Origin of the sequence: Calothrix rhizosoleniae SC01, from assembly GCF_900185595.1 — a bacterium.
In the GTDB taxonomy this organism is placed as follows: Bacteria; Cyanobacteriota; Cyanobacteriia; order Cyanobacteriales; family Nostocaceae; genus Calothrix_A; species Calothrix_A rhizosoleniae.
On the sequence record NZ_FYBH01000123.1, the window covers coordinates 1 to 13,128 of the forward strand.

General features: G+C 40.4%; 11 protein-coding genes and 3 pseudogenes. 9 read left to right on the forward strand and 5 right to left on the reverse strand.

The annotated features are described in order from the left end of the window. Positions 1–30: 30 nt before the first annotated feature. The 4 genes from CALSC_RS07065 to CALSC_RS07080 all read right to left on the reverse strand — a co-directional run bounded on the left by CALSC_RS07065 (position 31) and on the right by CALSC_RS07080 (position 3,269). Complete coding sequence (locus tag CALSC_RS07065) at positions 31–288, reverse strand: type II toxin-antitoxin system RelE family toxin (RefSeq protein ID WP_088240676.1); 258 nt, start codon at positions 286–288, stop codon at positions 31–33. Beyond that, positions 266–487, reverse strand: coding sequence for a hypothetical protein (locus CALSC_RS07070; RefSeq protein WP_088240677.1), 222 nt, complete (start codon positions 485–487; stop codon positions 266–268). The genes CALSC_RS07065 and CALSC_RS07070 overlap by 23 nt, the downstream gene beginning before the upstream one ends. A 429-nt stretch (positions 488–916) precedes the next feature. Then, positions 917–1,675: a restriction endonuclease gene (locus tag CALSC_RS07075; protein ID WP_088240678.1), complete on the reverse strand. Its 759-nt coding sequence runs from the start codon at positions 1,673–1,675 to the stop codon at positions 917–919. Positions 1,676–1,796: 121 nt separating this feature from the next. Next, the gene (locus tag CALSC_RS07080; protein WP_088240679.1) at positions 1,797–3,269 is read right to left on the reverse strand and encodes a site-specific integrase; all 1,473 of its coding nucleotides are present in this window, start codon (positions 3,267–3,269) and stop codon (positions 1,797–1,799) included. Between the two features lie 115 nt (positions 3,270–3,384). On the opposite strand from CALSC_RS07080, the pseudogene CALSC_RS07085 reads away from it, so the two are divergent. Further along, a pseudogene (locus tag CALSC_RS07085) lies at positions 3,385–4,485 on the forward strand (nickel-dependent hydrogenase large subunit); the annotation flags it as partial. Positions 4,486–4,712: 227 nt separating this feature from the next. Further along, entirely contained in the window at positions 4,713–5,144 is a 432-nt protein-coding gene (locus CALSC_RS07090; protein WP_088240680.1) for a hypothetical protein, read from the forward strand. A 139-nt stretch (positions 5,145–5,283) separates the two neighbouring features. Here CALSC_RS07090 and CALSC_RS07095 read toward each other — a convergent pair whose 3' ends face one another. Beyond that, a complete protein-coding gene (locus CALSC_RS07095) occupies positions 5,284–6,495 on the reverse strand; it encodes a hypothetical protein (protein WP_088240681.1) in 1,212 nt (403 codons plus the stop codon). Positions 6,496–6,924: 429 nt separating this feature from the next. On the opposite strand from CALSC_RS07095, the gene dndE reads away from it, so the two are divergent. From dndE to CALSC_RS07125, 7 genes and pseudogenes are all read left to right on the forward strand, one after another. Next, on the forward strand, positions 6,925–7,326 hold the full coding sequence (gene dndE / locus CALSC_RS07100; RefSeq protein ID WP_088240682.1) for a DNA sulfur modification protein DndE: 402 nt from the start codon (positions 6,925–6,927) through the stop codon (positions 7,324–7,326). A 155-nt stretch (positions 7,327–7,481) separates the two neighbouring features. Continuing rightward, positions 7,482–8,951, forward strand: a complete 1,470-nt coding sequence (locus CALSC_RS07105; RefSeq protein WP_088240683.1) for a DNA phosphorothioation-associated putative methyltransferase — start codon at positions 7,482–7,484, stop codon at positions 8,949–8,951. Between the two features lie 163 nt (positions 8,952–9,114). Further along, positions 9,115–10,386 (forward strand): annotated as a pseudogene (locus tag CALSC_RS07110) (AmpG family muropeptide MFS transporter). 5 nt (positions 10,387–10,391) lie between these two features. Then, positions 10,392–10,847 carry an ABC transporter permease gene (locus CALSC_RS07115; protein WP_088240684.1) on the forward strand — a complete coding sequence of 152 codons (456 nt, stop codon included), beginning with the start codon at positions 10,392–10,394 and terminating at the stop codon, positions 10,845–10,847. A 267-nt stretch (positions 10,848–11,114) separates the two neighbouring features. Beyond that, positions 11,115–11,267, forward strand: coding sequence for a hypothetical protein (locus tag CALSC_RS26960; protein ID WP_200817585.1), 153 nt, complete (start codon positions 11,115–11,117; stop codon positions 11,265–11,267). 73 nt (positions 11,268–11,340) lie between these two features. Then, complete coding sequence (locus CALSC_RS07120; RefSeq protein ID WP_407641892.1) at positions 11,341–11,844, forward strand: GNAT family N-acetyltransferase; 504 nt, start codon at positions 11,341–11,343, stop codon at positions 11,842–11,844. A gap of 173 nt (positions 11,845–12,017) precedes the next feature. Further along, a pseudogene (locus CALSC_RS07125) lies at positions 12,018–12,793 on the forward strand (HEAT repeat domain-containing protein). Positions 12,794–13,128: the final 335 nt, after the last annotated feature.

The window sequence follows — 13,128 nt, forward strand, 5'->3', positions numbered from 1 at the left end:
CTTACATCAAGTCAGTAATAAGGTGAGTGACTAATTTAAAAGACTTTCATACTCATCGTGATTACCGATCCAAATCCAATAATAATCGTCACCCTTTTTCAAGGCTAACGCTCTATATCCACCAGTAACACGGGCAGACCAAAGATTTTTACCGACTTTTTTGAAGTGCAAAGAGGGATGAAGTGAGTTTTCCTGCCAAAGCTGATAAGCCTTCTGCGCTTGCTCCTGCATCTCAGGTGGCAATTCAGCATAAGCTTTCCAAAACTCAGTCGTCGCAAAGGATTTCATCCATATTCCTCACGTTGTTCGCTGCAATATCTTTTTCTGCCTGAGCAATGAGGCGATCTAATTTCCCTGATGCTAAATCTGCCTCAATTTGCTGATCCCACATTTCATCAAGATATTTTTGAAGCCACTTTGCCAGATTACGAACTTCACTTTCTGGTAATTGCTTGATTGCTGATTCGACTTCTAGTCGAGTAATCATAAAAGATTTCACATTTTAATAGCTTTTCCGTATCTCATTTTAACCTAATAATACCTTTCGGCGATTGCTGCGCTCACTGTAGGCATCGCATTTAATAATAGTTAAGGAAGCACACTGTAAGTAGTTAAGTATAATTGTTTGTTTGGATCAGGACTTACGCAACGAAGATTTGTCATTGCGACCGAAACGAAGTGTAGGGAAGCAATCACAGGATTTTTGCGATTACGTCGCTGTCGCTCGTAATGACGCAGTGACGTTACTTTTGCGTAAGTCCTATGGATATTGAGTGATCGCTTTTCTCAACGATGTTTAACGTTCGCGCTCACTAGACGCAAATCACCTCTGCAACTCAACCCATCATCTAGATACGTTCCAGTGCAGCGCAGTTGTTAGACCTCGCTTTAGCTTAAATCTTGCCTTGAACATGATTCATTTACCCCAAAATTCTTTGAACTCAGCTAATGCCTCCTCAGCAAGAGGAAACGCAACATCGAAATATTCTCGATATGAATTGAGAGTCAGGATCTCCCAACTGATTACTTGACTATCCAAATCAAAGCTTGGAATTAAAGTTTCCGTTGGGAACTTCTTCTTAAATTTTTCCACCGAAGCATTGTGAGACATCGCCTGTATAAGTAAACCGTATTTTTTAAAGAAGTAATCTATGTAGGTAATCCATTTTTCTTGACTCCAATTACTACTACCTGGTAGTTCATCATCATTACTACCTAATACGCCATCATTAGGTACATTAAAATACTTAAAGAGTTTATCGGCAGCTTCAGCAAGACGCTGACTCATAGATTGAAGCCATCTTTGATGAAAAATAGTCTGAAATTCATCCCATGTCAAAAGCTCAATCACACTGCTTTTTGCAGCCTCAAAAGCACCAGACTGAAACCCTGCTTTTGAAATGACAAATCCTCGATTTGCACCAACATCAGAAACAACACTCCGTAAAGAATGTACAACAGATTTGGGGACACGACTATTCCAATACTTACATTCACATAAATAGATCAGAGAAGGTGTCCAAGCTTTATCCTCCACATGAACATCAATATTGATTGAACCTCGAACAGTTGTAAGTGAGAATTCAACTTCTGCGTTGCAACCTAGCTCTACAAAGGTTTGTGCTACAAAATGTTGTAGTTCTTGCCAAGTACTAGGTGTTTTATCAAATATCATCCTTGCTTAGACCAACCTATAAACTTGTGTATACACAGTACTTTTACATATACTTACTTTACATGATTTATACCGACGTTCTTAACCGTGGTGGAAGAGCTGTTCGCAGTCCTCTGGATTGTTAGACATTCTCCGAGAATCTCAACTTTTCAACTTCCAACTTTAACCTTTCATTCTCCATCCGTAACGCAAATATTTCATTCTTCTGCAATTCAATCAACGATTTCTGAGTAATCACTTCAGCAAAAGCTTTTTTCCGGTTTTCAATCCCAAACCAACGCTGGTAGGTCTTTGTATGTTCATCAACGGTATGACCTAAATTATCTGCTGCTGCTTTGATGGGTATTCCCTGAAGATGAGAACGAATCGCACAAGCATGACGTAAATCGTAGGGCTGAAACTCAATTCCCACTTTCCGAAACCATCTAGATATATCTCTTCGCATCCAATTAATATTTTGCACAGATGCAATTTTTGCCACCTTTTTTTCTAAAATTTTTAATGGTTTGGGATTATGTAAATCAAATAATTTGATCCATTCAGGTACAAAGGGGATAACTTCTCGATATCCAGTTTTTGTATTTTTATTCACTTTCCATGTATAGTCTATATTTTGCGGAGATATCCACCAATTAATATCTGGTTGTACAAATAGTTCCCTTGGTCTTAACCCAAATGTTGCTAACATTCCATATACCCAACGCCACATTTCCCAAGTGTCAATTGCATCACTAATGTTTGTATTTTTGCGGTTGAGGGCGAATTTTGCAAATAGGTCAAAAGAAGATACTATTTGATCATCTTCGGGGATTTCTCGATGAGCAGGGGTGACATTATCCCGTGTGACATCCAGTTTAAATCCTAACTCAAAGGTTTTAATAAAAACAGAAGTTACTGCAATCAGTTCATTCTTTTTATTACCCTGAAATGAATTAATAATTGACTCAAAGTTATTTTTTGTTGCCAAAGTTGTTAAAGGCAAATTTCTTTTAATCACAGATGTATAGTTAGCAAAAGTATTTTGGCTAGTGATAGTTTTCTGACGAGTTTTGTAATATTTTTCCGCAAATGTATCTAATAATTCCCCAATGGTTTTTATTTCTTGTTTCTCTCTAGATTTAATTCCTAAATACTTCTCACTCCACTCAAAAGTATGGCGAGCGATTAATTTACCCAACTCATAACTTTCCTCGATCGCAGTTTTTAGCCCTTCTAAATTTGCTGGTATCCCCAAGGATAAATCGTACTGTTTTTTCCTTTTTCCTTGAGAGTTACTACAATCATCAGGTTTCAATGGTAAAGTCGCTCGTAGCTGTAGGGAATTACCAGTTTGTTTGATGCGAACTCTCACCCTATCCCTTTTTAAATTAGTATTGGCTTCAACTAACTTCTGCTCAAAAACCTCTTGATAATGTAACTCTGTTGCTTTAATTTTCGCCATTGTTCCCCTATAGCTACCGTCTGTGGTGTTGTGCGGCTCAAAATCTGCAAAAATATCGGCGAACAAGTCCTTTGAGTCTGCATTTGCATATTCATGTGTAGATGTGAATTTTTGCCGATCGCAATCATCCTGGTTTTGATTTTGTCCGCTCATTCCCTAGATATTCCCTTATTTATAAGCTGAAGTGGCGAAAGCAAAATGTTATTACATAGCAGAAAAATTTATAAAACAAGTTACTCAGTAACATTATCACTATATCACTAGTTGTCACAGCAGTTATATGGTGCCTGGTGGAGTCATGTGTGCCCCAACTTTGACCGATATCACCCGCGCTTGGGCAATTTTGGAATATTTCCGCACCAATTGGTTAGAGCCCATGTGGTTGGGTTGCTCCTTAGAAAGGTACGAGGAAATTAAAACCTATAATGACTTTATGGCCTGGCTTGATGAAAATCCCAGTCATCGAGATTCCGATTTGGGATTCTATTGGCGCATGGGTTTTGACATTGGTTTAGATAAGTATGGTGCTGGTGTTGGCAAATATATGACCTGGGGATATTTACCCCATGAAGATAAATACCAGAACCCCACCATTGAGGGGCGAAACGCAGCTGTAATTATGAAGAGTGGAGTCTATGATAGTTTCGCCGATAGCCATACCTTAATGGATCATACTTTCACCAGGGAAAATACCACCCATTCCTGGTATGATGAAGGCACAGCAGATGTTCATCCCTTCGATCGCACCACTAAACCCACCCGGAATAATTCCAAAGACTTTAATAATGCCTATTCTTGGTCAACCGCAGTACGTCACAACGATTATGGACGCTTAGAAGTAGGTGCCCTAGCCCGTCAATTAGTAGCAGGGGGTACACATGGCGAATCTTGGCAGCATTATGATGGATTTATTCTTGATGCCTTTAAACAAATGGGTGGTGCTAATACCCATATACGACAACTAGCTAGAGTTCACGAAATCGTTAAATTGTACCGCCAAGCAGAACGTTGCTTGCGGGAATTTAAACTCAATGAACCTTGGTATATTAAACCCCAAGAGAAAGATGGTAAGGGTTGGGGCGCAACAGAAGCAGCCCGTGGCTCTCTTTGTCATTGGGTAGAAATTGAGGGAGGTCAGATTAAAAATTACCAAGTCATTGCTCCTACCACTTGGAATGTAGGACCCCGTGATTCCCAAGAAACCCTTGGTCCCATTGAATCAGCTTTAATTGGTACACCCATTCAAGATGTTAGCGATCCCGTTGAAGTTGGGCATGTTGCCCGTTCTTTTGATTCTTGCTTGGTTTGTACCGTTCATGCCCATGATGCCAAAACTGGCGAAGAATTAGCACGTTTCCGCACAGCCTAATAATAGGAGGGAAAGAGGGAAGGAGGGAAAGAGGGATGGAGGGATGGAGAGAAGGAGTGAAAGAGGATAAATTTATTAATAGGCTTCTATATGTAAACGCTGTGCGTCTAAACTCCCTCACTCTCTCACTCTCTCACTCCCTCACTCTCTCACTCCCTCACTCCCTCACTCTCTCACTCTCTCACTCCCACACTCCCTCGCTCCAAAATACCCCATCAAAATTAACTATGAGTACAACATCTAATATTGAATTACACACATACCTACCTCGCTTTCCCGACGAAGCACTGAAGGAATTTACAGAATGGTGTATTTTCGAGCAAGCAGCAGCAGCAGGGTATGAACTTGTTCCCGATACCAAAAAGTTAGAAGACCTAGAACCAGCATATTATGTGGAAGAATTGGTAGATCAGTTTGTCAAAGCTACCAGAAATTCTATTGAAGGTGGGTTATCCATTCTGTTAGCAGGGAAAGAAGCAGATGGTAATGCCCTTAAAGGTATACCCATTGTGGTTGATTTCGTTTCTCTGTATATCAAATACTTAGCTCCTAAAGGTGAAAAAAACACCCAGCCCACCAATGAAAAGTTGGCACAAGTAGCACAAGAACAGTTTGATAAGCTATCTGAAATTGCCAAAAATTACGGTATAAAAATGTAGAGCGATCGCTAGTAAAATAACCTGAGTTCGGGATCAGCTGAAAGCTTCATTAAATCGTTGCTTGATTCTGGTATATGTCAAGGTATTGGTATAGTTTCAGCCATTCAAGTTAAATAAACTTTCTTAACCTGAACTGACGTTAATTTAGCATTCCTTCCTGTATTAGGATTTTTAAAGAAGGGATCAAGCGATCTGGTTCTATATTTTCCAGTCGCATTGGTTCTGGCTCTTCTGGAATCCAAACTACGGCATTTTGATGCTGCGCGAAATCTCGATTAAAGCGTGCAATATCCTCAATACTCCACTCCTCCCGAATGGATTTACCGAAGACAACCAATGTATTAATAAATTGAACAAAAAGGCTGCTTACGCAGTCTTCCTTTTGCTTTGTATTTGGCATATCCAGAAGCGGATGAGGATTGAGAATTTGAGCAAAGTTACGCCAGCCTAGTTGAGCGCTGCTCAATAGTGGATCGCAGTAGTTAGTAGCACCAAGATGCTCATATACGTGCTTCCAGCGAATCGCGTATTGTCCTGATAATATCCAAATCTGACGGATACAAGCTTCGTAGATTTCCTGGGCAACCTGAACTTGAGGAGCAAGTGCCCAAGAGCACTTTATTTCGCTACGAAAGTAACTTGTCAAACTATTGATACCGGCAATTACCGTCTCATTATTCCTACCTACTTTAGCAATTTTTAGATAGTCCCATTCTCTCTTTGGCTCAAGAGCAAGAGGATGAAGTAAATATTGAGGCAATAGACACTGCTTAAAGTTGGTAATATCACCATCAAATTTGACTAACCAGTCATCGGGTTGAATAGTTTGCTCTACTGCGAGGTAGGCAATACCTGACATTATTGAGAAGCCTAAGCCATAATTTAGCTCTTTTAGAGCTAAAACCTCTAAAAATTTCCGAAAATCAAACCGCTCCTTCATCTTTTCCACAGAGATTAATGTTATCCCTCTGGCAATTATGCTATCTCTAACTTTTTCATGCAGTCCGTTATCTGAAATAAAGATGTTTTCAGCACCTATATAATCTGACAGTTCATCAATAGTATCACCAATGACAGGAGCAATATTAGCTTCAAGTTCACGCATGGGAATAAGGACTTTTACCCGACCTTGTTGGCGATATACTTCGGTTTTACTATCATTAGCTAATATATCTTCTGTAGAAGGTTGAAATACATCCTTGTGCAATAGCTGACGTAGGGTGTCGTTTGAGTGAGAATTTAACTGGTGAAAGGCTTTTTCAGAACGCTCTTGGGTAACCCCTCCAAATACTAAAGCTTTAAGTCTCTCTTCGCCTTTATGGAATGGTAAAGATGCTTCCTGTGATGTCATAAAATATCTGAATTGCTAATAAATTTTATGCTAATCCTTTTTTAAGATGTCAGGACTAATCCGAAGGACTACAAATATCTCAAAGTTGGATACCTAAAATTGGGGATGGAATTGACTTACTTTTATCATATTTAGGTTTATCTAGCACTGAAAGACTTTTGAAAGAGTAACACACCCTATCCTTATAAATTTGCCAGTTATGTAAGTTTTAGTACTTATTACTTATTACTTAGTAAGTAGGTAGGTGTAAAAAATGATCGTTTGGATCAGGCAGGGGGCAGGGAGCAGGGAGCGGGGGGAACAAGGGTTTTAGGCTTATTTACTTTTCTTCACATAGTTTGGTTTTATTGTGCCGACTTACTTACTTATTACTTATTCGTAAATCCTAGTGGTATTATTGAATCCCCTCAATATTAACTACGAATTCCTATGGAACCACCACTAGAACGTATTCGCCTCTCTCAAACAGCCAAAGACCAACTAATAAAACTCAAACGCCAAACCAAAATCGACCAGTGGAACATCCTCTGTCGCTGGGCATTTTGTCGTTCCCTAGCTGAAATCACTCCCCCTTCACCCGTACCCATACCCCAAGATAGTAACGTTGAAATGACATGGCGCGTTTTTGGTGGAGAAATATCTGATATTCTGCTTATTGCTCTCAAACAACGCTGCTATAACGATGGCTATGGTACTGATAAAGAAACCCTCGCTATCGAATTTCGCTTGCACCTACACCGAGGAATTGGATATCTCGCAGGGGATCCAAATATCAAGAAAATTGAAAACCTAATTGAACTAGGAACCAAAAATTTAAATAATATTGGGTAGTACAGCGCTACGCGCAAGTAATAAGTAACAAGTAATAAGTTTACTATTCATTGGTTTGAGCCTTCAAAAGTGTCCTAACGTGCTTTGGTAGTGGTATATTACTTGGAAATGACTATAAGCAATTGCTACTCTTCCTCCACATCCATTTGGTTCTGATGTCTGAGAGTTATCTAGAAATCGAACGCCATAAAGCTGCAATGTTTCGTACTGATTTATCTCGACCAGTACGATTGGCAATAGAATGGGAAATTATCAATCAGGATACCACGTTTTTTGATTATGGGTGCGGACATGGTGGCGATGTCCAGAGGGTAGAAAATTTAGGTTATACAAGTGCTGGCTGGGATCCTTATTACTATGCCCATATGCCCTACGTAGAAGCAGATGTAGTCAACTTAGGTTATATCCTCAACGTAATTGAAGACCTAGAAGAACGCCGCCAAGCCCTTTTATCTGCCTGGAAATTAACACGCAAAGTATTAATAGTATCAGCCCAAGTTCTCATTAATGCCCCCAGCAAAACCCAAATTGCCTATAGTGATGGCATTGTTACCCGACGCAACACTTTTCAGAAATATTACGAACAAGAAGAACTGAAAAAATACATTGACGAAACTATTAATACAGATGCTGTTCCCGTGGCACTGGGTATTTATTTTGTCTTTAGAGACCCAGCTGAGAAAGAAACCTACAAAGCTCTGCGCTTCTTTTCTAGGGTTTCAACTCCCAGAATTAGCCTGCCAACACAACGATTTGAAGACTATCAAGAACAGCTAGAGCCATTGATAGCATTTTATACCAAAAGAGGAAGATTGCCGGTTAAAGGAGAATTAGAGAACGAGCAACAATTACTAATTGAATTTGGTACTTTCCGCCGTGCCTTTGCCGTAATTTTACAAGTTACAGACGAAGCAGAATGGGATGCGATCGCTTACCGTCGTTCCCTTGATATTCAAGTATATCTGGCTCTGACCCACTTCGAGCAACGTCCCAGATTTTCTCGACTAGCTCCGGAAATGCGCCAGGACATCAAAGCCTTTTTTGGTAGCTATAATGACGCTTGCGAAGTCGCTGACGACAAGTTGTTTAGTTTGGGTCAACCAGGGGTAGTTAAAGGTGCCTGTGATCAAAGTAAAATTGGCAAACGTACCCGTGGCGCATTGTACATTCATGTTTCTGCATTGCCAGCCCTTAACCCTTTGTTACGAATTTATGAAGGCTGTGGTAGTCGCAGTATAGGCAGGGTTGATGGTGCGACACTAATAAAATTTAATACCGATGAAATGCGGATATCATACTTGTTTTATCCAGATTTTGATACCAAAGCCCATCCAACGTTGAATGCAAGTATTAGTATTGACTTGCAAACACGGAGAATAACTCACCGCGATTATTCCCAGAGAGAAAATCCACCGATTTTGCATCGTAAAGAAACATTTGTCACTTCAGATTACCCATTGCGGGAGGAGTTTGCTCAACTCACTCAACAGGAAGAAGAATTAGGATTGCTGAACAATAAAAGTGAGATTGGTACTCTTAATGGTTGGACAAAGTGTCTTGAGGAACATGGGGTGGAGATTAGGGAACACTCTGTTTGGGAAATGAGGGATGGAGGGATGGAGTGATTGAGTGATGGAGGGATGGAGGGATGGAGTGAGGTTGGACAGGAATTGACGTTAGTCATGGTTCAGGTAAACTTTTCGGCATCTTGGCGTGAAATGACACCAAAATTATGTCAAGATAGCTGCAATTTGCCATAGATAATAGATAAGGAGAACCTCAAACACAGTGAATATAATCCAATCCCTACTGCAAGTTTTTCGCAGTCGGAAAATGGCAGCTTTACTGTTTGTCGGTTTTTCTTCCAGTTTGCCATTTCTCTTGACTAGCAAGACATTACAAGCTTGGATGACCTTAGAAAAGGTTGATTTATCAGCCATTGGATTGTTTAGTTTGGTGGGTGTACCTTACTCCTTAAAATTTCTGTGGTCGCCATTAATAGATCGATTTGCCTTACCATTTTTAGGTAGACGACGGGGTTGGCTAATTGCAATTCAGGTAGGCTTATTGCTAGCGATCGCTTGTATGAGTTTGCAACAGCCAAAACAAGCATTACAATTGTTAGCTATTAATGCCCTAGCGATCGCTTTTTTTAGTGCCACTCAAGATATCGTTGCTGACGCTTACCGTACCGACGTGCTAGAACAAATGGAAATGGGTGCAGGTGCAGCAATTTTTGTCTTGGGTTATCGGGGCGCAATGTTGGTTACGGGTGCATTAGCCTTGATCCTAGCCGATAGAATACCTTGGTCATTAGTTTACCTAATCATGGCTGGGTGCATGGTAGTTGGTATTCTCGCGACTCTATTTGCACCAGAACCCAAGTCAGTCAATCCACCAGCCTCCTTAATAGAAGCAGTGGTATTACCCTTTGGAGATTTTTTTCAACGTCGAGGTGTAGTTCAAGCCTTCTTAGTTTTAGGATTTATCGTCCTTTATAAATTGGGCGATGCATTAGTAAACAATATGTCCACACCCTTTTTGCTGCAAATAGGTTTTACTCAAACCGATATTGGCGCAATTCAGGGGGGTATGGGTCTAATTGCTACAATTGTTGGCGCTTTCGCAGGGGGAGCATTTTTAAGTAAAATTGGTCTGAATCTTTCCTTATGGTTATTTGGAGCTTTACAAGCATTAAGTAATTTAACATACCTGGTACTAGCTAATCTGGGCAAAAATTACCAGTTTTTGGTGCTGACAATCAACATCGAAAATTTATGCGCTGGTTTAGGAACTGCCGCATTTGTTGCCTTTTGAATGAATTTATGTAACCCGCGTTTTTCTGCTACCCAGTATGCTTTACTTTCTAGCCTCATGGCTGTGAGTCGAGATATTTTAGTCGCTCCGGCTGGCATATTAGCCAAAACCACTGGTTGGCCAATATTTTTTATTATCAGTATTATTGCGGCATTGCCAGGTCTATTATTATTGCCATTTTTCGCTCCCTGGAACCAACAACCATTAGCAGTACTCAGACCAGGAATTATAGATGAATTATAGGACTTATGGGACACAAAGTAGTTATTTCTACAGCCACATTTATTCTTTTTATTACTGGACTGCTGCTAGGTTACGTCATCTCTCAGCTAGTTTTAGGCTTTTTGCACCTCAATTTACTGACATTTTTAGGTACATTGAGCCTAATTATAATTTTTGCGATCGTTTACTATGCCTTATTTTGGGATCTGAGAAAACAGCAATCCCAATCACCTTCATTTCCCAATGGTGAGCCATCTAACTCGCCTCAGTCTGAAGTCACAGGAGTAATTTCCAATATACCGAATAACCCTCCACCCAAGGCAATAAACCCCAGCCTAGAAAACAAGCTAGTAAGTTTGTTAGCAGGGGATATAGATGCTGCGGAGAGATTAGTGGCAAAAGTCAAACAAGAATATCCAGGAATGCCAGAAAATTGGTATTGGGAAAGAGCGATCGCTGATTTGGAACGCGATCGACGGTAGAATCGGATGAGGTGATTTTGCTATTCATGGGCTCTGCCCTAAACTCTGTCAATCAGAGGCAGGGGACAAGGGAGCAGGTAAGCCACTGCGTTGCGCGGGTTCCCCGCGTTGTAGCAAGTGGCGCAACCCGAAGGGGAGCAGGGGAGATTCCAAAAATAAATTTGAGGGCTTGTATCCTTTTCTTCTTCTATGAAGTTTTTGTATGAAGACTGCGATAAAATTGATTGTGAAAGTACAATCAATCACCCATTGCTAGTAATCTAAAACATGGCTATATTTCGGCAATACATCATTCCCCTACTTGTGGTACTAACATTTTTGTTTGCCCTAGTAGCAGTTAGTGCCCGCATCTTTTTACCTTCAGATATGGCAGCACCAGCACCAATTACTAGCGAACAGCTTTCAGTTATTAGTTATTAGTTTTAGGTCTTTCCTTCCTACCCTGGGAGAAGCCACTTTATATCTACATTCCTTCACGTCCTCCCTCATTCCCTTGAATCTAACTCCTGATTATCATATTTGCCGTGGTTCTACCCTAGATAAAGCCTTGTTAATTAAGTTCATGCAACGGACTTATGAGGAAACATTTCCAGGGCAAAATTTTTCTCATCTACAAAAAACAGTTGAGCAATACCTTTCCTCAGAAACACCTGTATGGTGGGCAAATTTTTTACAGGATCACGGCAAAAATAAATCTGTACAGGGATTAGTTCAGCTTCCTCACACACCAGTAGGTTGTTTATGGGCTGGTAATGCCATTGATCAAGTGTACGGTGAGCGCCACGCCCATATTTTTTTACTTTACGTGATGCCAGCCCATCGAAGGCAGGGAATTGCCACAGCCTTAATGGAAAATTTAGAATTGTGGGCAAAAGCAAGAGACGATCGGCAAATTGGATTACAAGTGTTTCAAACTAGTACAGCAGCACTAAATCTTTATCAAAAGTTTGGTTATCACACCCAATCTCTGTGGAAGATTAAACCCCTACAAGATTGACATTCTATTCCCTTCACTCTCTGGTGATCACTTCATCCCCTCAATTTCTATTTTCCAGCTACAAATAACACGGTGGTAAAGTGTATCATGATAACTGATTGCAAATTAGGCTTTCACTTGTTGGGGGTTTATATATTAATTAATCCCAATCAGGGATGGAAACGAGATTAAGTATGTATGACGAAGAAGAACTAATCATATTAGATGCTGAAATTGGCCTAGAAGAGCCTTTAGACCCTCTAGATCAAATAGAACCACTCACTGATGATTCGGAAGAGCTGAGACCCGATCCAGAGGAAATGTTAGCCTTATTAAAAACCCCCAACCCCAGCAAAGGATGTTGGCGGCTCGTGCCTTTTGTGACATTGAAGATGCAAGGGCTACCCCCCATCTGATTCGTTTATTAACAGATACTTGTGCCTTAGTGCGAGTTAGTGCTGCTTACGGCATTGGACGTAACCCCAGCTCAGATGCAGTAGAACCACTGATTAATCAACTGAACCAAGATTGGAATGGTTACGTGCGTAAAGGTGTGGTTTGGGCATTGGGAAATTGTCGCGATGCCCGTTGTTTAACTCCTCTCACAGTCGCTTTAAAAACAGATATATCAGCAGTCCGGTTATGGGCGGCTAGTTCTCTTGCTCAAATGGCTGATGTCGGCTATGAAGCTGTAGTAGGTGCAATTCCACCCGTAATAGAAGCCTTATTAACAGACCCAATTGCAGCAGTCAGAAGTAACTGCGCTTGGACAATTGGGCAATTATGTCGTGAACTACCATCCAATATAGTTTATGGTGCTGCCATTGATGCCATAATTCAAGCTTTTGCTGAAGATAAAGACTTGGGAGTGAGGGAAGATGCAAAAGCATCTATATTGAATGTTGGAGATCCCCGAGGATTGCAATTAATAGAAACCCTGGAAGAAGAAGGATGGTTTTTTGAGAATTGACAAATCTGATTGAACAACAACGTCTTCAGCCTAGATGTATAAAAACTTATACCATTTTGGATTTTGGATTGTGAAAGAGTTGCTATATAAGCTTTTCTTTCTTTCCATCTGTCATAATCATTTTTAAAATTGGTATTAATCATCTGGGTTGGTTACTGATTTGTTGTATCACCATCATACAAATTTGAAGTTTTAGAAATACTAGAGCCATATCAAGAGCCATAAACTGTTTATTTTCCGCACAATTTCCACAATTTCCACACTTCCCACACTCCCCTCTACCACAGGATTAGTGATTGCTCTCGATTACTGAACTAATGGCCTAATGACTACGC

Bases quoted from the DNA above. Each gene is read 5' to 3' on its own strand.
- CALSC_RS07070 (WP_088240677.1), bottom strand. From the start codon at position 487: ATGATTACTCGACTAGAAGTCGAATCAGCAATCAAGCAATTACCAGAA.
- CALSC_RS26960 (WP_200817585.1), top strand. From the start codon at position 11,115: ATGGCTATATTTCGGCAATACATCATTCCCCTACTTGTGGTACTAACA.
- CALSC_RS07105 (WP_088240683.1), top strand. From the start codon at position 7,482: ATGTCTGAGAGTTATCTAGAAATCGAACGCCATAAAGCTGCAATGTTT.
- CALSC_RS07065 (WP_088240676.1), bottom strand. From the start codon at position 288: ATGAAATCCTTTGCGACGACTGAGTTTTGGAAAGCTTATGCTGAATTG.
- CALSC_RS07075 (WP_088240678.1), bottom strand. From the start codon at position 1,675: ATGATATTTGATAAAACACCTAGTACTTGGCAAGAACTACAACATTTT.
- dndE (WP_088240682.1), top strand. From the start codon at position 6,925: ATGGAACCACCACTAGAACGTATTCGCCTCTCTCAAACAGCCAAAGAC.
- CALSC_RS07115 (WP_088240684.1), top strand. From the start codon at position 10,392: ATGGGACACAAAGTAGTTATTTCTACAGCCACATTTATTCTTTTTATT.
- CALSC_RS07090 (WP_088240680.1), top strand. From the start codon at position 4,713: ATGAGTACAACATCTAATATTGAATTACACACATACCTACCTCGCTTT.
- CALSC_RS07080 (WP_088240679.1), bottom strand. From the start codon at position 3,269: ATGAGCGGACAAAATCAAAACCAGGATGATTGCGATCGGCAAAAATTC.
- CALSC_RS07095 (WP_088240681.1), bottom strand. From the start codon at position 6,495: ATGACATCACAGGAAGCATCTTTACCATTCCATAAAGGCGAAGAGAGA.